We start from the raw sequence: 21,134 nt of genomic DNA, 5'->3' as shown, positions 1-21,134 counted from the left end.
TGGGTAGGTCTGCCCTCGGTAGACTGGTGGCTATGAGCACCACCACTTTTACCCCCGCTTACACCCCCGACACAGACCTGCAGGAGGCCCTGGCTACCCGCTTTCTGCGCTACTCATCAATTTCCAGCCAGTCGGACGCCTCAGCGTCGGTAGTGCCCACCAGCGAAGGCCAGTGGGAACTTGCCCGCCTGCTCGAAGCCGAACTTCAGGTAGCTGGCGCCTCCGAAGTACACCTCAGCGACACCTGCGTCCTCACCGCCCGCATTCCCGCAACCGACGGCGGAACCGGCGTCCCCATCGGCTTCTGCACCCACCTCGACACCGTCGACGTCAACCTCTCACCCGATGTGCACGCCCGCGTCATCGACTACACCGGCGGGGATATCTGCCTCAACGAGGGGCAAGACATCTGGCTCCGCGAGGCCGACCACCCCGAAATTACCCGTTACACCGGCCAGCGGATCCTCGTCACTGACGGTACCAGCGTGCTAGGAGCAGACGATAAGGCCGGGGTTGCCTCCGTCATGGAAGCGGCCACCCGCCTCCTCGCTGACGACGCCGCCGGCACAGGGAGCCCCCACCCCGACATCTACCTCTCCTTCGTACCCGACGAAGAAATCGGCCTGCTGGGCGTGCGCACCATGGACCTGGCCCGCTTCCCCGTCGCCTACGCCTACACCCTCGACTGCTGCGAACTCGGCGAACTCGTTGAAGCCACCTTCAACGCAGGCCACGCCCGCCTGCACATTGAGGGCGTCACCGCCCACCCCATGAGCGCCAAGGGCGTGCTGCTCAACCCCATCCTGGTCGCCCACGACTTCATAGCCCAGCTCGACCGCGCCCAAACCCCCGAACACACCGAGGGGCGCGAAGGCTACCTCTGGGTCAACGGTATCGACGGCAACCAGGCGACCGCTACCGTCGACATCAGCATCCGCGACCACAACCGGGCAGGCTACGAGGCCAAAAAGGCCTTCCTGCGCGACCTAGCTGAGCGGACGGCAGAAGCCAACCCGCGGGCGTCCGTCCGCTTAGAAATCTCAGATATCTACAGCAACCTTGAGGACGCCGCCACCGACGAAACCCGCATCGCCTCCGACCGGCTACGGGCAGCCTTCGCCCAACTCGGCATTGAACCCATTAACCTGGCCATGCGCGGGGGCACCGACGGCTCCTACCTCTCCACCCAAGGGATCTACACCCCCAACTTCTTCACCGGGGCCCACAACTTCCACTCCAACTGCGAGTTCCTGCCCCTGCCGGCCTTCGAAGCCAGCTACCGGGTGGTGGACGAACTCATGCGGGCAAACACGGGGCAGTAGGGTCACTAGGGCCACGGGACAGGTGGCTACGGCGGTGCCTACCCCGGCAGAAATATGCCTGTGAAAGGGAACCTGCCCGCCCCGCCGTCCTGGAATAATAGAGCCCATGCGCCGAATCAACCGCCACCTTGCCCCTAAGCCCCTGCCCCAGCGCCAGGGGATTGACGCCGTCTCCTTCGTACTGCCTGACGCAGCCAACCCCGAAGACGACACCCTAGGGGCGGCCACGGTGCTGGACTACCTGGTGGCCCGCTTCTACCCCCACGAGCGCACCCTGTTTACCTCCCGCTTTGAACGCAAAGAGGTAAAGGACGCCGACGGGCAGGACGTTGCCCCCGACGCGCCCTTGACCGGGCAGAAAATCTGGTACTACCGGGAACTTGGCCTTGAAAAGCCGGTTCCCTTTGACATGCCGGTGCTCTACGAGGACGAGTGGGTGCTGGCCATCGATAAGCCCCACTTCCTGCCCACCACCCCGAACGGCTCCTTTGTAGCCCACACGTCTCTGACCCAGCTGCGGGTGCGGGAGAACAACCCCGATCTCATTCCGATTCACCGCCTGGATCGGGCCACCGCCGGGGTCGTCCTCTTTGCCAAGACCCCAGAGGCCCGCGCCCCTTTTCAAACCATGTTCCAGCGGCGCGAACCCACCAAGACCTACGAGGCGGTTGCAGCCCCTATCACCGGGCTGGAGGTGGGGCAAAGCCTGACGGTGCGCTCGCGCATTGATAACCAGCACGGGGCTATGCAGGTAGCCCATACCGGGATTGAGCTCCTGCCCGGTGATACCGGCCCCCTGCCGGTTGAGACCAAGGCGGAGCGACGCGAGCGCCGCCGATCAGGGGCCTCCTTTGAGGGGCTGAATGCCCAGTCGCGTATTACCTGCCTGAGGGTTTTTGAGGTGGCGGACGGCGTCCTGCCCCCGATCTCTGAGGCCAACCCGGCCCTGGCTCTTCCGCCGGCGGGCACGCCCCTGGCCCACTATCTTTTGGAGCCGCATACCGGCAAGACCCACCAGTTGCGGGTGCACCTGGCTGCAGCCGGGGCCCCGATTGTGGGGGACGTGGTCTACCCGGCCGTCCTGCCCATAGCCGAGGACGAACCCGCCCTACCCCTGCAGCTGCTGGCCAGGTCACTGACCTTCCCCCACCCCTTCACCGGGGATGTAGTGACAGTGCGAAGCGGGCGGAGCCTACGGCTCGTCGAACAGGTTCCTGCTACGGGCGAAGTTAGACCATTGCTCTGAGGCAGGTAGTGCTATGAGGTCACGGCTGCTCATTACCACGAGGGTGGCGCAGAAGCAGGTGATCGTAAAGAAAATTGCAGTAGCGGAAGGGCCAGCTAGGCCCAGGCCCCATCCAGCAAGCGCCGGGGCCAAGGAAGCAAGGCCGACAGCCACGAAACCAATGAGGGACTGAACCCGCCCCAAGATGTCGTTGGGAGTAATGAGGGTTAAAAAGCCCAAAAGGCCGGCATTGAGGGTTGGTATGACAAGGACGGCGAGAGCTAACGTGAAACCTACCCAGCCGATTCCGGGGAGCCAGGGAAGCAGCCCCAGACAGATGGTAAAGGTTAGGAAACCGACGATAAGGACGCGCCCGGTGGGGAGTTTCTGAACAAGATAGCCTGCACAAAGAGCTCCGACCATCATGGAGGCTGAGACCGTAGCCATCACAGCACCTAGAGCGACGGGACTTATTCCGGTTTGGGTGTAGCTGAGGGTGAGGGTCATGAGGGTCCCGCTAATGCTGAAGTTCAGCAGGCAAATAGCGCAGGCCAAAACGACAAGTAAGCGACGTTGGAATAGCCAGGCACCTCCTTCTAGGAAATCGTTAAGGGCGCTACGGGCGGAGAATCGAGAAGGCTTAGCACCCTGCGGCGCGTAGCTACCTGTCATGGCACAGGTGGTAGCTAGAGAGATAATCTGACCTAGAAGCTGAGCCAGGGGCGGGTAGGCGAGACCGATGGCCAAGAGAGCGCCGCCGGCGGGGCCACCGCCTAGGCCGACGGCGGCGTCCCTCCCCTGATTGATAGCGATTGCCTGAGGAAGGTCTGCTTCGGGTACCACCTCTTTAATCATGGCGTTGGAGGCTTCTGCCAGTAGAGATGAGCGGAGTCGGTCTCCCAGAGCCAAGGCGCTGAGGGTGCCGACGGTGGCGGTGCCGGTCAACAGGAGGGCAAGGAAAATAATCTGAGCCAAGATACCTAGGAAACAGGAAAGAATTCTAAGCCTACGCCGGTCGTGTCGGTCTGTAAGGACACCGCCGGGCAGGGTTCCCATAATCTGCCCCAGCCCCTGGAAAAGAGCGACTGTTCCGGCTGTCGTTGGTGAGCCGGTAACCGCCAGGGTAATCAGAGGGAAAGCGAAGGTGCCTATGCTGGTGCCCAGGTCAAGGAAGAGGTCACCGCTGAACCAGAGGCGGTACTCGCGGTTGCGCCAGAGGGATGAAGTATGCAATGTCATAGCCACACCCTAACTTAAGCAAGAATTATTGCGCAATATATATTGCGCAATAATTTTTGAGGAAACACCCAATGTTTCCTAGACTGACCCCATGACAACACCGGAGCAACCTCCCAAACCCACCACCGTCCGAACTCAAATGCGGACCTTGGCCCACCCCGTCCGCGTCCGCATCGTCACCACCCTAGCTAGGCTTACCTACGCCCGCGCCACCGACCTAGCCCGCGAATTAGACCTGCCCCCTAACGCCCTCAGCTACCACCTGCGCGCCCTTGCCAAAGGTGGCATTATCACCGAAGCCCCCGAGCAAGCCCGCGACAAACGCGACAGAGTCTGGCAGCTCACCACCCGCGAGGGCTTTACCCTCGACGCCCAAACAGCAACCATCGAGGACGCTTCCCTCTCCCTAGGGCTCATCAATGCCCAGCTTGACCACGCCAAAAGCACCTGGCAGCTGGCACTCAATTCCGCCAGCATAGACCAACCTCTACTAGTACCTGCCAAAGGTTCAGCCCTACTGGTCTCTCAGCTACAGCTCACCCCTGAGCAGGCCGAAGAACTGAGACAAAAAATCTCTAACCTCATCGACAGCTACGAGACCCAAGGGAAACAAACCGCCAACACTCAGAGCTACGACTTCCTACTCTCCCTAGCCTCAACCAGCGCTCCCCCACCAGCCGGGGAACAATGAGCCACCGAATGTGCCACTTACTCCCGAGTGTGGGGGTTAGACTGCCCCCGTTCGGGAATAAGTGGCACATTCGGCGCAGACGCTCTGACGCTACTCAGCAGCAGACACAGAACCTACCTCCACCACCGACTCAGCGCTCCTAGCCGGCAGCAGCTGCAGACCGCGCACCACCAGGTAGATAGCCACCAGTAGCCAGAGGCCAGCGAGTGCCCAGGCCACCTGATAAATCGTCACAAAAGCCAGCACCGCCGAGGTCACCACCAGGCCAATCGGCCCGGCCACCTGGCTAATAGCCATAAAGATAGAGAAGGATCGGCCCCGAATCTGCTCGGGCACACTCTCGGTCACCAGCAGGGTCTGCAAGGGGCTCATAATACCCCCGCCCAAACCGGAAACACCCATACCCACAATGGCCAGCCAGGAGGTCTCCAACAGGGCCATGCAGAAAAAGCCCAGGGTATAGAAGATCATGCCCAGAACCCAGGCCCGGCGGGGGAAGGGCACAATCTTCCCCGCCACAATACTGGTGACCATCATGCCCACCGCAAAGGCAGACATGGACGCCCCATACAGGCCCGGCTGATCAATCCCCTGGAAGTGGGCAGGCAGAAGCACCATCAGGTAGGGCATCACCAGGGCCATAGCCAGCAGGGAATCCAGGGCCAGCAGACGAATCACCGGGTAGCCCAGGGCCTTCTTCCAGCCGGCAATCCCCTTGAAGGGATCCTCAGTAGGGGCTTCAGGGGAGGACGCCGGGGCGTCGGCTTGCCCGTCCGCACCCGGCTGGGCGGGGGCGTCCTTACCTTCAGCAAGGACGTCCGCGCCTGCCTTCTGCAGGCGCAAGCAAGCGGTCAGGGCAGCAGCAATCAGGGAGCAACCGGCCGTAATCCACAGGACCTGCTCAATGGGCAGGGCCGTCATCAGCACACCGGCTGCAGCGGGGCCGACCAAGAAACTCACCCCGCTCAAAGCCTGATTCCAGCCAGAAATCTGGGCGACCTTCTTACCCGAGGTTTCAGCAACATCGCCGACCAGGGCAGCCCGGGCGCTCATACCGGGAATATCACCCACCGCACCCAAAATACCGATGATGATGAACCAGCTCAGCGTCAGCCCAAAGACCATATCAACCGCAATCACGGCCACCACCGACAGGCCCGAAATGATATCCGAAATCACCGACACCGGTTTCCGGCCCAGACTATCGACCAGGTTGCCCCCAAAATAGGCAAAAACCAGCGACGGCACCGCAATTGCAGCCGCCACGATACCGGCAGCAGCCGGGTTACCGGTGCGCTCTAGCACCAGCCAGGGCCAGACAATACCGGCAATAGAATTGCCCAGCATCGACAGGGCAGCAGAAGACAAATAAACCCAGACAGCAGAAACCCGCCCGGTGGAAGAAGAGGTGTGCATAAGCACCAACTCTAGCCGATAACCCCAGTGCCCGAAGGTGCCACCCCTTCACGCTGGTTGGGGGTCATGGTTCCGCCCGATACCCCCTGCCCCCCGAAGGTGCCACTTACTCCCGAGCGTGGGGGTTAGGCTGCCCCGCTCGGGAATAAGTGGCACATTCGCCGTGGGTACACTGGAAGAAGCCCACCCCACCACCGAAAGGCCCACCCGTGCCCGCCTCCCCCCAGCAAGCGTCCGTCCCGCCCTCAGCCCCCACCCGGCCTGACCTAGCCGCCCGCGCCGAAACCGCCCGGCACTCCACCCTGCGACTCTTCGGACGCAAAACCGCCCAATTCCCCGGGACTCTCCTGGGCCGCGTCCTCCACCCCGAAACCCGCAAACGCCGCCACCGCACCCACGAATGGCACTACTGGTGGCAGGCCCACTTCCTCGACGCTATCGTAGACGCCGGCCTCCGCCAGAAAACCGCAGGTCACGATGACGCCGCAGCAGCCTCCCTACGCCAGGGACGGGCCCTGCTGCGCGGGATCCAGGTGCGGAATATGGGCACCTTCATCAACAACTACTACGACGACATGGCCTGGCTGACCTTAGCCTGCGAGCGCCTCAACCGGCTGGCGCTCGCGGTGGAGGGTAGCGGGGACGCTTTCGCCCAGGACGCCGCCACCCGGCTCTACCGGGAGCTGGCAGCTGCCTGCACCCCGGAGGTGGGTGGAGGTGCCTTCTGGTCCAAGGACCACGATTTTAAGAACACCCCGGCAACCGCCCCCATTGCCTTGGCTTTCGCGCGAGCCCACCGGTATGCCGAGGCAGCAGCCCTGCTGAACTGGTTGCACGCTCATCTTTTTGACGCAGAGCGCGGCCTTTACCTGGACGGGGTCAAGGTGGCCGGACGCGGGAATCGCGCCGAGATTTCTTCGGTGGAAGGCGGCCTTTACACCTATAACCAGGGGCCTGTTCTGGGAGCCTATCTGGCGCTGCTGGACGCTGGCGCAGTTGAGGGGCTGACGGTTAATCCGGCTGAGCATATCGCCGAGGTTCTAGCCGGTATTGACCGGGAGTTTGGCTGGGATTTTGAAGCTGAGGACGGCACCCCCTTGCGTCTTCTACGCACCCAAGGCGGCGGGGACGGCGGGCTTTTTACCGGTATTTTGGTGCGCTACCTGGCAGAGGTAGCTACCCACCCGGCCCTGTCACAGGGCGTGCGGGAGCAGGCGCGTCAGCTCGTCCTTGCCACCGCTGAGGTTTTCTGGGCTGGCCGCCGCGAGTTTGACCCTGATTTGCCCATGAATGAGCTCGGCATTGACCCCAACGAGATTCGTGGTGAGGCTGTTGCCCTCTTTTCACCCGATGTCACCCGGCATATTTCTGAGGTACTCAAGCCTGCCCAGCCGGTTGATCTCTCAACCCAGCTCCAGGCCTGGATGGTGCTAGAAGCGGCGACGCGGGTTGTCTAGGACGGGCGTTGTCGTCTTATTCGCGCGGTAGACGCCCCAAGATCCCAGCAAGCCTAGAAGGATCAGCAGCAAGCCCACGGTGTAGCTTGAGGCAACCTCAGAGGCCGGGAAGCTGAACCCTGCCGGGTACCAGAACATGCCGGTGGCCAGGGGTTCTGCTATAGCGCCCCCGGGAACCAGATAGCGCAGGAGCTTCCCTGTGCGGTCGTCCTGCGCGGATCTGGCGCCTACCCAGCCTAGCGGCCCCGATATGATGACGGCGGCAATAAACCAGTGATAGTTCTCGATCCAGATGCTGGGTTCCATAATGCCCAGTAGGTTCCCCAGGGCGTAGTGCCCTGCTAGGGCCCCTAAGGACGCCGCCACCGCAGCGACCACAGGCACCCAGAGAGGGGCGGGGCGCGTCTTACTGCCAGACCACAGCCAGCCCGCATAGAACCCCAGGGCTGCCCAGAGGGTGCCTGAGTTGAGGAACTTGCTCACCACTTTCCGTAGGTAGGTAATGGTCTCAGCTTGACCCGAAAGCTGGGCGTCGGTGGTGATATTGCTCAGTAGCGAAGCGACCGCTATGCACACAACAAGAAGGGTGCAGGTGAGAAGGGGGCGGGTTTTGAGACGCGCAAGAACCATACCCCTAATCTACTGGATTCTGCCGACCTGCGGAGGCCTTTCGGCCAGGTGCTCGGCCAGGGCGTCGAGCTCGGCTTTGAGGGCCAGGATGTCGAGCCCCTCGACCGCGCAGGCGGCGTAGATGGCCCCGGGGACAGACTCGGCGCGTCCTTTCATCTCTTGCCCGGCAGGGGTGAGGCTGAGCAGGGTACGACGTTCGTCGCGGGCGTCACGGGTTTTGGTGAGCAGGCCGTGGTCAATCAAGCGTTTGATGAGCGGGGTGAGGGTGCCGCTGTCGAGGTCAAGGCGGGCGGCCAGTTCTTTCATACCCAAACCATCGGGGTTCTCCCACATGACCAGCATGACCAGGTACTGGGGGTAAGTGAGCCCCAACTCCCCCAGGTGCTGCTGGTAGGCGCGGGTGATAGCCCGGCTGGAGCGGTAGAGGGAGAAACAGAGCTGGTTATCGAGGGCGAGGCTGCTGTCTTGGTTCATTCCACCCAGTATAGGTTGTGGGCAAATTACCAGCGAAAAATCTAGTTGTACACAATTAGATTGTGTACAATTTAATTAGAACCCAAGGAAAGGAAACCCCATGGAACCCCTCTACACCACCGAAGCCCTGGCCACCGGCGAAGGTCGCAACGGCCACGTCCGCACCATTGACGGCGCTTTTGACGCCGATCTCGCCATTCCCGTTGAGATGGGCGGCTCCGGCAAGGGGCTGAACCCCGAGCAGCTCTTTGCCTCCGGCTACGCAGCCTGCTTCCACTCTGCCCTGCAGATGGTTGCCCGCATGCAGAAGAAGAACGTTGAAGGCTCCTCCGTTGGCGCTAAGGTCTCCATCGGCAAGCAGGGCGAGGGCTTTGGCCTGGCTGTTGAGCTTGAGGTCATCATCCCCGAGCTACCCCAGGACGAGGCCCAGGCCCTGGCCGACGCAGCCCACCAGGTCTGCCCCTACTCCAACGCCACCCGCGGCAACATCCCCGTGACCGTCACCGTCTCCGACGACTAGGCTCGCACCCCTGCGTCGAAAGTAATCGTGAACTGCGGGGTTTCCTTCGAACTGCGGTAGGAAGAACAGCAGTTCGAAGGAAACCCCGCACTTCGCGGCCAACTCTCACCCGGTAGACTTGTTCCCGTGCTCAATACCGAATTTTCTGATCCCACTTTTTCTTTTGAACTGGGCAAGCGTCTGACCGATACCGCCCAGCCCACCGGCAAGCAGGTGGACGCCAACGGCGGGGCCTTCCAGGGCCGCACCGGTGTCATTCACACCCCCCACGGCGACATTGCCACCCCCGCCTTCACCCCGGTGGGCACCAAGGCAACCGTCAAGGCTGTGCTGCCCGAGGCCATGAAAGACCTGGGCGCCCAGGCCCTGCTGGCCAACGCCTACCACCTTTACCTGCAGCCGGGGCCGGACGTCCTCGACGCCGCAGGCGGTCTGGGCAAGTTCATGAACTGGGACGGCCCTACTTTCACTGACTCCGGGGGTTTCCAGGTCATGAGCCTGGGCTCGGGTTTCAAAAAGGTGATTGATATGGGCACCGTAGCTGGAGCTACCGGCGCGGACGGCCGCCCCATCGGCGACGACGACGTGGCAGCCGGCAAGGAACGTATGGCCCATGTGGACGATGACGGGGTCAACTTTAAGTCCCACATCAACGGCGACATTCACCGTTTCACCCCCGAGGTATCCATGCAGGTGCAGCACCAGATTGGCGCTGACATCATGTTTGCCTTCGATGAGCTGACCACCCTCTACAACTCCCGTGCCTACCAGGAAGAGGCGCTAGAGCGCACCCGCCTGTGGGCTCTGCGCTGTATTGCTGAGCACCAGCGCCTGACCGCTGAGCGGGTAGGCAAACCCTACCAGGCCCTTTTTGGCGTGATTCAAGGGGCCCAGTACGAGGATTTGCGCCGCAAGGCCTGCCGAGATTTGGGCGCCATGCCCTTTGACGGTTTCGGCCTGGGCGGGGCACTGGAAAAGGAAAACCTGGGCACTATTGTGCGCTGGTGCAACGAGGAGCTACCCGAGAACAAGCCCCGCCACCTGCTGGGCATTTCGGAGCCCGACGACATCTTCACCGGCATCGAAAACGGTGTTGATACCTTCGACTGTGTCTCCCCCACCCGCGTGGCCCGTAACGCGGCCGTTTACACCCCCGATGGCCGCTTCAACCTGACCAACGCCCGCTACCGCACCGACTTCTCCCCCATCTTCGAGGGCTGCGACTGCTACACCTGCACCAACTACACCCGCGCCTACCTGCACCACCTCTTCAAGGCCGACGAGCGCCTCTCGGCAACCCTGGCCTCGATTCACAATGAGCGCTTTATTGTGAAGATGGTGGACGACGCCCGCGCGGCTATCGACTCCGGGGAATATTTCGACTACCGCGACGAGTTCTTGGGTAAGTACTACGCCAAGAAGGTTGCCCAGCAAAAGGCCCAGGAAGAAGCTGCCGCCCGTAAGGCCGCCAAGGACGCCGAGCGGGCAGCTGCTGCCCAGGCCCGCTGGGAGGCCAACATGAAGGCCAAGGCTGAGGCCGAGGCCCGCCGGGCAGCTGAGCAGGCTGCCCAGGGTCAGGACGCTACCACCCCCTCCCCTGCCCAGGGTCAGGGAGCCGGGGCGGGCACGTCCGCGCGGACAGAAGCACACCAGGCCGATACAACCGAGACCACCAGCGACGAAAAGTAGAATATGAACGACTTTAAGATTGACGACCTCAAGCCCGAGGAAACCCTCACCTACCGCCACGAGTTCGCGGCGACCCCGCAGCAGGTCTTTGAGGCTTTCACCAACCCCACGCTTTTCATCAAGTGGTTTGGCCCTGCCGACTGGAAGATCATTCCCTCCACCCTGACCCTGGAACCGGTGATTGGCGGCCGCAAGCAGTTCGTCATGCGCCACAAGGATCAGGCTAAGTTCCAGGCCCCCATGTACATGCGGTTTGTGACCCTGGCTGAGCCCCACACGATCGAGTACCGGGAGGCCCTGCCCACCCCGTCCGGCCAGCCCTCAGACACCCTGATTGGCCTGCGCCTTGAGTTCGAGGCGGGCACCGCGGTGACCGAGGACGGAGTCGGCGAAGGCACCATTCTGAAGCTCACCCAGGGCCCCCTGCCCGCCGGTGTGCACGAGCAGACCCTGGCCTCCTGGCAGGGCTCTTTCAGTAAGCTGGCTGAACTGCTCAAGCAGGCATAAAACCCGGCACGCCGGCACCACCACTACACCCAGGGGAGATTCCCCATGAAAGGGGATTCTCAACCGTGAAGTATAAATTCCTGCTCTTCGACCTCGACCACACCCTGCTTGACTTCTCTGCTGCTGAGGACATCGCTCTCACCCAGTTCATGGAGTCAATGCAGGTAGCAGACGTAGCCGAGGCTAAAACCGTGTACCGTACGATCAACCAGCAGATGTGGAAAGATCTTGAGAAAGGTCTGCTGACCAAGTCGGAACTCGTCAACACCCGTTTTTCTCGCACGTTTACCGAGTTGGGTCGCGATGAAGACGGGGCAGCTCTAGCTCTTCGCTACCAGGAAATGATAGGTATGCAGGGGCACACTTTCCCTGGAGCTGAGCAACTTCTTGCTACCCTCACCGACCGTGGCTACGAGATTTATGCCGCGACCAACGGCATTACGTACATTCAGGAAAACCGGCTTCGCCGCTCACCCATTGGCCCGTATTTCAAAAAGGTCTTTATCTCGGAGCAGATGGGAACCCAAAAGCCAGAGCCTGCCTTTTATCACCGGGTATCGGAGCTTATTACGGCTTTTTCTCCGTCGCAGGCTCTCATGATTGGTGATAGCCTCACGGCCGATATCCAAGGTGGCGTCAACGCTGGCATAGATACAGCCTGGTACAACCCGAGTGGAGCACCTAGCCCCAGCCAGCTGCAGCCGACCTATACTTTCTCAAGCTACGCAGAGTTAGCGGAACTTCTGCCCTAAAATTTCCCCTACACTATAAAGCTCAGGACGTCGCACCCCCGCTACCCTACCCCAGGGCAGGGAAGGGGCGCTGCGACGTCCGGCCCTCTTATTCGCCTAGGGGTATCCACCCCGTCACTCCCACCTAAGGAAAACACCATGAACTTTGATTTTGGCACCATTGCCCCTGAGCAGGTCCTGACCTTTACCCACGATTTTGAGGCCACCCCCGAGGCCCTTTACGAGGCCTTCACCTCAGCGGAGCTCATGCCCCAGTGGTTTGGCCCCGAGGGCTTCACCGTGCCCCTGGATACCGTTGAGATTGACGTGCGCGAGGGCGGTACCCAGAAGTTCGTCATGGTCAGCGAAGAGAATCCCGAGTTCACCTCCCCCGTCAACGGCACCTTCCACAAGCTGGTGCCCGGTGAGCTGATTGAGGGCTATGAGGCTATCGGTGAGGAGCTGGCTGAGGCCCACGGCATGGAAGCCGGTTCTTACTTCCTCAACCGCACCGCCTTCGAGAAGATTGACGAGTCCACCACCCGGGTCACTATCACCCAGGGCCCTCTCGACCCAGCCATGCACGAAATGTCAGTAGCTGGCTGGAAGTCCTCTTTCAACAAGCTCAACCGCGTCCTCGCAGCCTAAAAAACCTAGGCGCCATATAAAAAGTGCGCGTGCCCTGCCACAAGTGGAGGGCACGCGCACTTTTTAAAGGGTATCTACGCTCTAGGCCGCCAGCTGCTCCCGTTGCTCGGCGCTCAGGCGCACCAGGGAGCCGGTCTCAACGTTGAAGAAGGCCAGGGTGGTACTGGCTGAGACGCAGTGGACGCCGGTCACCGGGTCGTACAGTTCGTAGCCAACAACCAGCGAAGCTGCCGTTACCTTACTAACCTGCATATCCACCCGTACCGGCACTCCGCGGTAGGCCAGGGGGCTGCGGTATTTGACATAGTTTTCAGCGACCAGGGCCTGGGTTCCTGCGGGAAGGCTGGCAAAAAGGGGCAGGGGGACGTCCACCGAGGCAGGTTCGCCGGACGAGGGTGGGGGGCCAAAGAGGGCCACCCGGGCTTCTTCCAGGATCTGCATCATGGTCACGTTATTAACGTGCCCGTAGGCGTCCATGTCACCCCAGCGCAGGGGAATCTGGAGGGTGTGGGTTTTGGTGGTCTGCATGTCTGCTACTTTACCCCCTGGGGCCGCCCTGCTGCCCCTAGATACAGAGAACCCCGCCGTGAATCCTCTTCACCGGCGGGGTTCCCTTTTACACACAGACATTGAACGCAGAGATAAAACTTAGTTCGCTTCCCAGTCTATATGATAATGATTCTCAATTGCAACTTTTCTGGGACTTAACTTTTTCCCTGCCCACCGGCCACGGCGGCGTCCGCCTCCGCAAAAGCGTCCTCATGCCCGGTATGCACCCGCTTGACCACCCCAAAATAGACCATAGTCAGAATGAAGAAGTAGGCAATACCCATGGCCGCAGGAAGAGCGTTGCCGGTTCGGGCAAAGAGGGCCGCCCAGATAGCCAGCAAAATCATCACGCCCAGCCCGGCAGTGGCCCGTCCGCCCCACATACGGAAAGCCGAGGAGTTCCCCTCAACCCCCTTGAAGGCGATGTAGGCCAGCAGAATCAGCACCCAGACGGTCAGGGCGCAGACCATAGTCAGGGTCATCATCAGCCCAAAAGCCTGGCCGGGCTGGAAAACAGCCAGCAAAATCGCCAGCACAACGCCCGACGTTGAGGCCCACATGGCCCGCACCGGAATACCCCCGTTACTCACCAAGGAGAGGGGCTTAGGGGCCATTTTTTCACTCGCCAAAGAATGCAACAGGCGGGTACCGGCATAGAGGTTGGCGTTAGCAGCCGAAAGGGCAGCCACCAGGATGATGAAGTTAGTAATCCCTGCAATGGCCGGCACCCCGATTTCTGAAAAGACCAGAACGAAGGGGGAGGCCTCAACGGAGCCGTCCAGCTGGGCAGCTGACTGCCAGGGAATAATCGATACCACAATAAAGAGGGCCACCACATAGATGGTCGCTAGGCGCCACATATTGGCCTTGGTGGAGGCACGGACGGAGCGCACCGGATCCTTGGCTTCAGCCGCTGAAATGGAGAGCATTTCGATACCACCGAAGGAGAACATCACAACAGCCAAAGAGAGCCAAACCCCGTTGAAACCGGTAGGCATGAAGCCGCCGTCGTTGGTGAGGTTGGCGACGCCGGTGGCCGGGTGGCCGGGGAAGCCCACAAAGACCAGGGCCAGGCCAACGAGCACGAAGAGCAGCAGGGCAATGACCTTGATGGAGGAGAGGAAGAACTCCATGGTGCCAAAGTATTTAACAGAGCGGATATTCAGCAGAATAATAACCGCCCCAAAGAGGACGATTCCCACCCAGAGGGGCAGGGAAGGCCACCAGTACTGCAGGTAGGTGGCCACAGCGACGAGTTCAATGCCGGTGATGATAGCGGTGACGGTCCAGTAGGCCCAGCGGGTCAGATAGCCCGCGTAGGGCCCCAGGTAGCGGCCAGCGATAGAGCCAAAGCCGCCGCGCACGGGGTAGCGCACGGCCATTTCGCCGGTGGAGGCGGCAATAATGGCAGCAACAAGGGAGCCAATAGCGTAGGCCAGGATCACGGCGGGCCCGGCCAGAGCAATAGCCCCTGATGAGCCCAGGAAGAGGCCGGTGCCCAGGGCAGAGCCGAGCACAATCATGGTCATTTGGCTGTGGGTAAGGGAGCGTTGAAGCTGGTGGGCGCCCTGGGGTCTGGTGGTGGCCACGGTGAACCTAACTGTTAGTGATGTGTTGTGTTTTAAATATTAGGACGAGCCTGCCCCACTCCCCTGCCCTGGGGCTGGGAGATGAGACGGGCTCGTCCGGAATATGACCGGTAGGCAGGCACCGCCTGCGGGAGGCCGGTTAGCGTTTTTCTACAGAGGGAATCTGTGAGGTGACGGCACGGACCTCGTCGAAAGCATCATCCGAGGCCTGGACGTTCTTGTTCACTCCGGCGAAGTAGACGACGGTAATCAGGGCGAAGAAGCCCAGGCCGACCAGGACGGAGGGGATCATGGATCCACCGGCGAAGAACATGGCGATGAAGGTTGCGATCACACCTGCCAGGCCGACAGCAGCGGTGGCTGAGCCGCCAAAGACGCGGAAGGGGGAGGCGTCCCCTTCGGCCTTCTTGTAGGCCATGTAGGAGATCAGAATCATAGACCAGACCACCAGCACGCAGACGGTCACCAGGGCCATCATGTAGCCGAAGATTCCGCCGACACCTGAGATAGCCATGATCATGGCGACGACGGCACCCAGGGAGGAGACCGCCAGGGCCAGGGCAGGGATACCGGAGCCGCTGGTACGGGCGAGAACCTTGGGGGCCATGCGCTCGTGGCCGAGGGCGTGGAGCAGGCGGGTGGCTGCGTAGAGGGCGGCGTTAGCGCCGGAAAGGGCCGCTGACATCAGGATGAAGTTGGTGATTCCACCGATGTAGGGAATGCCCAGTTCGGTGAAGACCATGACGAAGGGGGAACCTTCGATTTCTTTGCCCAGGGTGCTGGCGGTGGTCCAGGGGATGATGGCGACCACGATGAAGAGGGAGAGCACATAGAAGGTGGCCAGACGCCACATCATGGCCTTGGCGGAGGAGCGGACGGAGCGCACCGGGTCCTTGGCTTCTGCAGCTGAGATGGAGATCAGCTCGATACCGCCGAAGGAGAACATGACAACAGCCAGGGCGATCCAGATAGAGGAGACGCCATTGGGCAGGAAGCCGCCGTGGGCGGTGAGGTTGGAGACGCCGGTAGCCCCCTGGCCGGGCAGACCGAAGAAGACCAGGGCCAGGCCGAAGATGATGAAGAGGACGACGGCGCTGACCTTGATAGAGGAGAGGAAGAACTCGACGATACCGAAGGATTTAACGCTGGTGAGGTTGAGAACGAGGATAGAGACGCCTGCAATCAGAACCCAGATCCAGAGGGGGACGTTGGGGTACCAGTAGGCCATGTAGGCACCCACTGCTACAACCTCAGCACCTGCCAGGGTGACGGTGGTCATCCAGTAGGCCCAGCGGGTGAGGTAGCCGGCGTAGGGGCTGATGAATTTTCCGGCGATGGTGCCGAAGCCGCCACGGACGGGGTAGCGGACGGCCATTTCACCGGCACAGGCACCGATGATAGCGGCGATGAGGGAGCCAATGGCGTAGGAGATGATGACGGCTGGCCCTGCGATGGCGATAGCGGGGCCGGAGCCTAGAAAGAGGCCGGTGCCGACGGCCAGGCCGAGGGCAATCATGGTGAGTTGGCCGTGCGAGAGTTGGCGGCTGAGGTTGCCTTGCTCGGACGGTGTGGTGTTGGTTTGAGCCAAGTTTTCCCCTCCCCTTCTGTTCAGGAGTGTGTGGTGACAATGAACCGAAAGTTTACCGGTTTGCCGCGGGTGTGTGCGGGCTTCGTGCTCACCATTATGGGGTGAGATTCAGCTCACCGGCTTGGGGAGGGGTGCAGGTTCCTTGGTTGCCCGTGCGTGGGCGGACGTCGGTGGGCCTCTGCCGGACGCGCGGACGTCGGCGGCGGCGAACGTCCGCCCCCTTGACTGTCTACGAGACTCTCGCAATGCTTACGACGCAGGTGGGCACTGCGCGAGTCTGGTAGACACTAGCCCTAGCGGGCCGGGTTATAGGTGGGTTCCTTGCGCTTGAACCAGCCGATGACGGGGTAGGTGATGGGCAGCAGGAGGAACTCAAGGGCACACTTGTAGATGTAACCGACGATGACATAGTTGAGGAAGTCGCCGAAACTTGTAATTCCAATAATGGGGGCGGCGATAGCGCAGAAGATGAGGGTGTCAGCCAGCTCGCCGACCAGGGTGGAGCCCATGAGTCGGCCCCAGAGGTGGCGGCCGCCGGTTTTTTCCTTAAGTTTCACCAGCACCCAGGAGTTGAGCAGCTGGCCGGTCAAAAAGCCCAGCAGGGAGCCTGCCAGAATCTGGGGTACGGGGCCCAGGACGGTTTCCAGGGCGGCCTGACCCTCGTAGAAGTCGGCGGCGGGTAGGGCAATGAGGATCCAGAAGCTAGCTGCGGCAGCTGCGGCGGCAACGAAGCTGGTGATAATAGCGCGGCGGGCTAGTTTGAACCCGTAGACCTCGCTGATAATATCGCCCAGCACATAGGCCAGCGGGAAGAGGAAGAAACCCCCATCGGTGATGATAGACCCGAAGGTCACGCCCTTAGTTGCCCCGATGTTGGAGAGGATGAAGACCACGCAGGTAGCTGCCAGAAGCAGGTCGTAGTAGGTGCGGGCGGGGCGGGCAAAGCCGGTATCGGCGGTGGTCTGATGGGTGGACGTCGGTGAGCTGCTGGTGGGTGTAGACACAGTTATCCCCTGGGTTGAGTATCGGTTTGAATGGTGCCCACCTGCCACCTGGGCGCCCCCTAGCTTACCGATTTTTGGGCGGCATCGCACGGGCTGTCGGGTGTGTGGTAGGGCGCAGGGGCGTCCGCGGGTGGGTTAATGAAAGATTTTGCTGACAGTTTGCTGGGTTTTGTGGCAAAAAATAGGTTTTGGTGACAGATAGCGGTAGGGTGTCAGTATGCCTCGAATTACTGCCGCCACCAATGCCGCCCAGCGTGAGAACACCAAACGCGCTATCCTCGACTCTTTCGGCCGCCTGCTCTATGAGCGCGGCTTACCCGGTCTTACCATGACCCATGTGGCTAAAACCGCCGGAATCGGCCGCACCGCTGTCTATAACTACTTTGCCGACATGGGCGAACTTCTCATTGCCTACGCCCTGGATGAGACCGAGCGCTTCCTCACTGAACTGCGCGAGGCCCTGGCAGGGGTGGAGAATCCTATCGACCAGTTGGCTGTCTATGTGCGCCTACAGATTGAGGACCTTTCCCGCCGCCACATGCCCCCCGGCCCCGCTATGCGGTCGGTCCTCTCCCCCGAGGCTTTTGCCAAGCTGGGCGACCATGTGCGCGAACTGCAGATGGTCCTAGCGGGGATTCTTTCCGCTGCCATTGAACGCGGCTACATACCCGAGAACGATATTCGCGAGCTAGCCCAGCTCGTACACGGCTCCCTCTCATCCAGCGCTGACCGCACCGATGAGGCCAGCAGCATTGAAGCCCGCGAGCGCCACATTGAGAGCACCATTCGTTTTATTCAGATGGGCCTGGGGGCTCGTTTTGATGAGAGCGGACGCCCCGTGCGCCTGGACGGAACCCCGGACCTGCACCTGGTAGCAGCCTCCTAGTTTCCTGACTCCAGGAGTGAGGGGGCTAGGGAGTCCAGGTCGAGCACACGAGCGTACATGACGGCGCGGCGCTGTAGGGCGGTACGCAGGGCGCGGTGCACGCCGTCTTCAAGGTAGAGCTCACCCCGGTAGCGGACGACGTGCGGGAAGAGGTCACCGTAGAAGGTGGAGTCTTCGGCCAGGAGGGTTTCGAGGTTGAGATTTTTCTGGGTGGTGATGAGGCGGTCTAGCCGGACTTGAGAGGGGGCGATGGAGCCCCAGGTGCGCTGGGTGAGCCCGTGGTCTGGGTAGGGGCGGGTGTCGCCGACTCCTTTGAAAATCATGGCTTCTATTCTACGCCGGGTGGCAGCTTGCTCCCACTAGGTTTGTCTATCGAGGTAGCCCCCTGGCACTCTCACATGGTGCCGGTCACATTCGTGACACTCTATTACTTAGAGTCATATTGACCTTATTTGCTTTGGTGGTTCTTCGGGTGTTTAATCGTGGCTATGCGCAGGCTACCGGCCCGCCCCAGCCCAAGGACACCATGCTTTACAAAAAACAGCTCACCGGCTCCCATGTGGGGCTCGTGGTGGGCAGCTTCGCTCCCCTGCACCGCGGCCATATCGACCAGATTCTACGCGCCAAGAAAGAGAACCCCGGTGGCACCCTGGTAATTGTCGCCGGTTCCCAGCAGGACGCCGGTGAGCAGGCAGGCATGAAGCACACCAAGCGCTACCGCTATGTGTCTGAGCACTTTAAGAACGATCCCCTCGTTATTGTCGATTCCCTCGATGAAACCGATCTCACCAGCCCCGAAGCCTGGGACGCCGCCCTGGATGGCTTCTGGGCTACCCATGTGACAGCGGGTGCTGAGCGCCGCCTCTACCTGCTCGATGAAGAGCACACCTCCCGCTTTCGGGCAGGAAATCAGGACGCCGACGGGCAGCTTCCCGCCCGCCTGGCACCCTGCCAGCTGGCGGCGTCCGAACCGGACATCCGGGAAAACCCGCTGGCCCACTGGGACCTTATCGCCCCGCCCTTCCGCCGTTTCTTTACCCGCAACGTCCTGGTGATGGGGGCTGCCTCGGGCGGCAAAACCACCCTGGTAGAGGACCTCGGCAAGCTCTACAACGCCCCCTACTCCTACGAGTACGCCCGAATCTACCAGGTCGAGGCCAATATCCGCGATGAGGACTATGACCTGCTGGACTACCAGAACGTCCTGACCGGCCAGTTCAACCTCAACCGGGAGACTATCGACAACCCCGGCAATCGGGGTCTGACCCTCATGGACACCGACGCCATGGTCACCAAGGCCTACGCTGCCATGAGCGCCGCTGACCCCGCCAGCGAACTGAGCGAGTCCGACTACGCCAAGCTGCTACCCCTGGCTGATTCCCTAATTGCCAAGGCCCGCTGGGATTTGATCCTCTTTATCCCGCCGGTGGGGTCCTCCGGCTACACTCTCGACGGCTTCCGCTCCCAAACCAATAACTCCGATGACTACCTCAGCGAGATTTCCCGCATCATGCTGGCCGAGGTTGAAGCAGCCGGTCTGCTCGACCGCCTTGTGCTTCTTGACGGCGCCAACTACGCCGAACGCTACGAACAGGCCAAGGCCGCTATCGAGGGTCTCCTCCCCTAACTTCCTACCCCTGTCACCGAAAGAATTATCATGAGCACACCCCTGACTAACCAGGTACCGGCCAACCCCCTGGCCCGCCTTGCCAAGGCCACCTACACCGACCTCTTCACCGGCTACAGCCCCTTCGAGAAGGTTTTCTTCCCCGCCCTGATCCTGCTGCAGGTCGTAGTCAGCAGCGTGGCTTTTGAGGGCTGGCTGAGCTTCATCACCGCCTTTGCGGGCATGGTCTGCGTGATTCTGGTGGGCAAGGGACGCCTGTCGAACTACTTCTTCGGCATTGTGCAGAACGTGCCCTACCTGGTGCTGGCCTACCAGGCTTACTTCATCGGCGAAATTACTATCGCCGCCTTCTATGTGCTCACCCAGTTCTGGGGCCTCTACATGTGGCGCAAGAACATGCGGGCAGCCAAGACCCGGCCCGAGCTAGGCGGTGCCTCCTTTGACGGGGCAGGCCAGCTGGCCGGTAGCCGCGCGGTGAGCACGGGCGCGGACGCCGGTGGGCAGGGGGCGGCGTCCGCCCTGGCTAGTGCCGCCCAAGGCACCGCCCTGGATGTGCAGACCCGCCGCCTGACCCTACCCGCTATCGCGGGCGTCCTGGCCCTCCTGGCAGCGGCTTCTTGGGGCTACGGGGTGCTGTTGAACGGCTGGGGGTCCAACCAGCCCTATGTTGACGCCTTCACCACCGTGATTGCCCTAATTTCGCAGGTGCTGATGGTCTACCGTTTCCGCGAGCAGTGGGTTGGCTGGCTGGTGCTGAACGCCGTGCAGATCTACCTGTGGTCAACGGTGGAGGGCGGCGGCAACATGGCCATTATGGCTATGTACCTGGGCTTTATCGCCAACTCGGCCTACGGCTGGTACAACTGGACCAAGCTGTCCCGCAAGGTGCAGGACTAGAACTAAAGAACCAACCAAAGAAGACTGCCCAGAGAAGGCGCCCCGCACTCGCAGCGAAGCTGCTGGCTCGGATGAAGTGAGCGGGCGCGACAGCACGCAAGAGCGAACGCAATCCGCCGCAAGGCGGGGCGTGAATCGCTAGTGATGAGCACCGAGATTCCGAGCGCGCGAGGAAAATAAATCTCGGTGCGAATCTGGCGAGCTTGCGAGCCAGCTAGCGAACCAGGCGAGAGGGTCGGCAGCGAGCGCGAGTGCGGGGCGCCCTCTGTTAGTTCCTCAGTAGAGAGTTCAGAATTCCAACCATAGATACTTGGCTAGATCTGCCCTGGAGGAATACCGGGTTATAGGCAGAAAAGTGTGTCCCCAACACCCCCACAACCCAATCAACACAAGGCAACCAACCCCACAAGTTAGCCCCACAAGCTAACCTAAACCAAGTGAGCCC

At 61.3% G+C, this 21,134-nt stretch carries 20 protein-coding genes and 1 pseudogene; 12 read left to right on the top strand and 9 right to left on the bottom strand.

Annotated elements, in window-relative coordinates:
- Nucleotides 1-32 precede the first annotated feature (32 nt).
- The gene (locus tag ACMXX3_RS10545) at nucleotides 33-1,322 is read left to right on the top strand and encodes a peptidase T (protein WP_421084666.1); all 1,290 of its coding nucleotides are present in this window, start codon (nucleotides 33-35) and stop codon (nucleotides 1,320-1,322) included.
- A gap of 106 nt (nucleotides 1,323-1,428) precedes the next feature.
- On the top strand, nucleotides 1,429-2,568 hold the full coding sequence (locus ACMXX3_RS10540; protein ID WP_421084665.1) for a pseudouridine synthase: 1,140 nt from the start codon (nucleotides 1,429-1,431) through the stop codon (nucleotides 2,566-2,568).
- On the opposite strand, the gene ACMXX3_RS10535 is transcribed toward ACMXX3_RS10540, so the two are convergent.
- Nucleotides 2,515-3,786 carry an MFS transporter gene (locus ACMXX3_RS10535; RefSeq protein WP_421084664.1) on the bottom strand — a complete coding sequence of 424 codons (1,272 nt, stop codon included), beginning with the start codon at nucleotides 3,784-3,786 and terminating at the stop codon, nucleotides 2,515-2,517. The two genes, ACMXX3_RS10540 and ACMXX3_RS10535, sit on opposite strands and share 54 nt — an antisense overlap.
- Nucleotides 3,787-3,877: 91 nt before the next feature.
- Here ACMXX3_RS10535 and ACMXX3_RS10530 point away from each other — a divergent pair, with 91 nt between their 5' ends.
- The gene (locus ACMXX3_RS10530; RefSeq protein WP_421084663.1) at nucleotides 3,878-4,477 is read left to right on the top strand and encodes an ArsR/SmtB family transcription factor; all 600 of its coding nucleotides are present in this window, start codon (nucleotides 3,878-3,880) and stop codon (nucleotides 4,475-4,477) included.
- Between the two features lie 90 nt (nucleotides 4,478-4,567).
- On the opposite strand, the gene ACMXX3_RS10525 is transcribed toward ACMXX3_RS10530, so the two are convergent.
- Nucleotides 4,568-5,893, bottom strand: a complete 1,326-nt coding sequence (locus ACMXX3_RS10525; RefSeq protein WP_421084662.1) for an MFS transporter — start codon at nucleotides 5,891-5,893, stop codon at nucleotides 4,568-4,570.
- A 209-nt stretch (nucleotides 5,894-6,102) separates the two neighbouring features.
- Between ACMXX3_RS10525 and ACMXX3_RS10520 the strand changes: the two genes are divergently transcribed.
- Nucleotides 6,103-7,350, top strand: a complete 1,248-nt coding sequence (locus ACMXX3_RS10520) for a glycoside hydrolase family 76 protein (RefSeq protein ID WP_421084661.1) — start codon at nucleotides 6,103-6,105, stop codon at nucleotides 7,348-7,350.
- On the opposite strand, the gene ACMXX3_RS10515 is transcribed toward ACMXX3_RS10520, so the two are convergent.
- Together ACMXX3_RS10515 and ACMXX3_RS10510 are read right to left on the bottom strand one after the other, a co-directional pair.
- Nucleotides 7,324-7,980: a hypothetical protein gene (locus tag ACMXX3_RS10515; RefSeq protein WP_421084660.1), complete on the bottom strand. Its 657-nt coding sequence runs from the start codon at nucleotides 7,978-7,980 to the stop codon at nucleotides 7,324-7,326. The two genes, ACMXX3_RS10520 and ACMXX3_RS10515, sit on opposite strands and share 27 nt — an antisense overlap.
- A 9-nt stretch (nucleotides 7,981-7,989) precedes the next feature.
- Nucleotides 7,990-8,454 carry a MarR family winged helix-turn-helix transcriptional regulator gene (locus ACMXX3_RS10510; RefSeq protein WP_421084659.1) on the bottom strand — a complete coding sequence of 155 codons (465 nt, stop codon included), beginning with the start codon at nucleotides 8,452-8,454 and terminating at the stop codon, nucleotides 7,990-7,992.
- 100 nt (nucleotides 8,455-8,554) lie between these two features.
- Here ACMXX3_RS10510 and ACMXX3_RS10505 point away from each other — a divergent pair, with 100 nt between their 5' ends.
- From ACMXX3_RS10505 to ACMXX3_RS10485, 5 genes and pseudogenes are all read left to right on the top strand, one after another.
- Nucleotides 8,555-8,974: an organic hydroperoxide resistance protein gene (locus ACMXX3_RS10505; protein ID WP_421084658.1), complete on the top strand. Its 420-nt coding sequence runs from the start codon at nucleotides 8,555-8,557 to the stop codon at nucleotides 8,972-8,974.
- A gap of 126 nt (nucleotides 8,975-9,100) precedes the next feature.
- A pseudogene (gene tgt, locus ACMXX3_RS10500) lies at nucleotides 9,101-10,396 on the top strand (tRNA guanosine(34) transglycosylase Tgt); the annotation flags it as partial.
- Nucleotides 10,397-10,666: 270 nt separating this feature from the next.
- Nucleotides 10,667-11,170 (top strand): SRPBCC family protein, encoded by a 504-nt coding sequence (locus ACMXX3_RS10495; RefSeq protein WP_421084657.1) that lies wholly within the window; start codon nucleotides 10,667-10,669, stop codon nucleotides 11,168-11,170.
- Between the two features lie 65 nt (nucleotides 11,171-11,235).
- Nucleotides 11,236-11,922, top strand: coding sequence for a YjjG family noncanonical pyrimidine nucleotidase (locus tag ACMXX3_RS10490; protein WP_421084656.1), 687 nt, complete (start codon nucleotides 11,236-11,238; stop codon nucleotides 11,920-11,922).
- A 138-nt stretch (nucleotides 11,923-12,060) separates the two neighbouring features.
- Complete coding sequence (locus ACMXX3_RS10485) at nucleotides 12,061-12,549, top strand: SRPBCC family protein (RefSeq protein ID WP_421084655.1); 489 nt, start codon at nucleotides 12,061-12,063, stop codon at nucleotides 12,547-12,549.
- 81 nt (nucleotides 12,550-12,630) lie between these two features.
- On the opposite strand, the gene ACMXX3_RS10480 is transcribed toward ACMXX3_RS10485, so the two are convergent.
- The 4 genes from ACMXX3_RS10480 to ACMXX3_RS10465 form a co-directional block, all read right to left on the bottom strand.
- On the bottom strand, nucleotides 12,631-13,077 hold the full coding sequence (locus ACMXX3_RS10480; protein ID WP_421084654.1) for an acyl-CoA thioesterase: 447 nt from the start codon (nucleotides 13,075-13,077) through the stop codon (nucleotides 12,631-12,633).
- Between the two features lie 176 nt (nucleotides 13,078-13,253).
- A complete protein-coding gene (locus ACMXX3_RS10475; RefSeq protein WP_421084702.1) occupies nucleotides 13,254-14,627 on the bottom strand; it encodes an amino acid permease in 1,374 nt (457 codons plus the stop codon).
- 199 nt (nucleotides 14,628-14,826) lie between these two features.
- The gene (locus ACMXX3_RS10470) at nucleotides 14,827-16,275 is read right to left on the bottom strand and encodes an amino acid permease (RefSeq protein ID WP_421084653.1); all 1,449 of its coding nucleotides are present in this window, start codon (nucleotides 16,273-16,275) and stop codon (nucleotides 14,827-14,829) included.
- Nucleotides 16,276-16,568: 293 nt separating this feature from the next.
- Complete coding sequence (locus ACMXX3_RS10465) at nucleotides 16,569-17,279, bottom strand: queuosine precursor transporter (protein WP_421084652.1); 711 nt, start codon at nucleotides 17,277-17,279, stop codon at nucleotides 16,569-16,571.
- 217 nt (nucleotides 17,280-17,496) lie between these two features.
- Between ACMXX3_RS10465 and ACMXX3_RS10460 the strand changes: the two genes are divergently transcribed.
- Nucleotides 17,497-18,165, top strand: a complete 669-nt coding sequence (locus ACMXX3_RS10460) for a TetR/AcrR family transcriptional regulator (protein WP_421084651.1) — start codon at nucleotides 17,497-17,499, stop codon at nucleotides 18,163-18,165.
- Here the strand turns inward: ACMXX3_RS10460 and ACMXX3_RS10455 are convergent.
- Entirely contained in the window at nucleotides 18,162-18,488 is a 327-nt protein-coding gene (locus tag ACMXX3_RS10455; RefSeq protein WP_421084650.1) for a type II toxin-antitoxin system VapB family antitoxin, read from the bottom strand. The two genes, ACMXX3_RS10460 and ACMXX3_RS10455, sit on opposite strands and share 4 nt — an antisense overlap.
- A gap of 203 nt (nucleotides 18,489-18,691) precedes the next feature.
- Here ACMXX3_RS10455 and ACMXX3_RS10450 point away from each other — a divergent pair, with 203 nt between their 5' ends.
- The gene (locus ACMXX3_RS10450) at nucleotides 18,692-19,792 is read left to right on the top strand and encodes an AAA family ATPase (protein ID WP_421084649.1); all 1,101 of its coding nucleotides are present in this window, start codon (nucleotides 18,692-18,694) and stop codon (nucleotides 19,790-19,792) included.
- Nucleotides 19,793-19,822: 30 nt separating this feature from the next.
- Complete coding sequence (pnuC, locus tag ACMXX3_RS10445; protein ID WP_421084648.1) at nucleotides 19,823-20,689, top strand: nicotinamide riboside transporter PnuC; 867 nt, start codon at nucleotides 19,823-19,825, stop codon at nucleotides 20,687-20,689.
- The last annotated feature ends 445 nt before the right edge of the window (nucleotides 20,690-21,134 follow it).

This window comes from Rothia nasimurium, assembly GCF_049068285.1.
GTDB lineage: Bacteria > Actinomycetota > Actinomycetes > Actinomycetales > Micrococcaceae > Rothia > Rothia nasimurium_I.
Note: the sequence above shows the minus strand (reverse complement) of the source record. Positions and strands in the feature narration are given on the sequence as shown.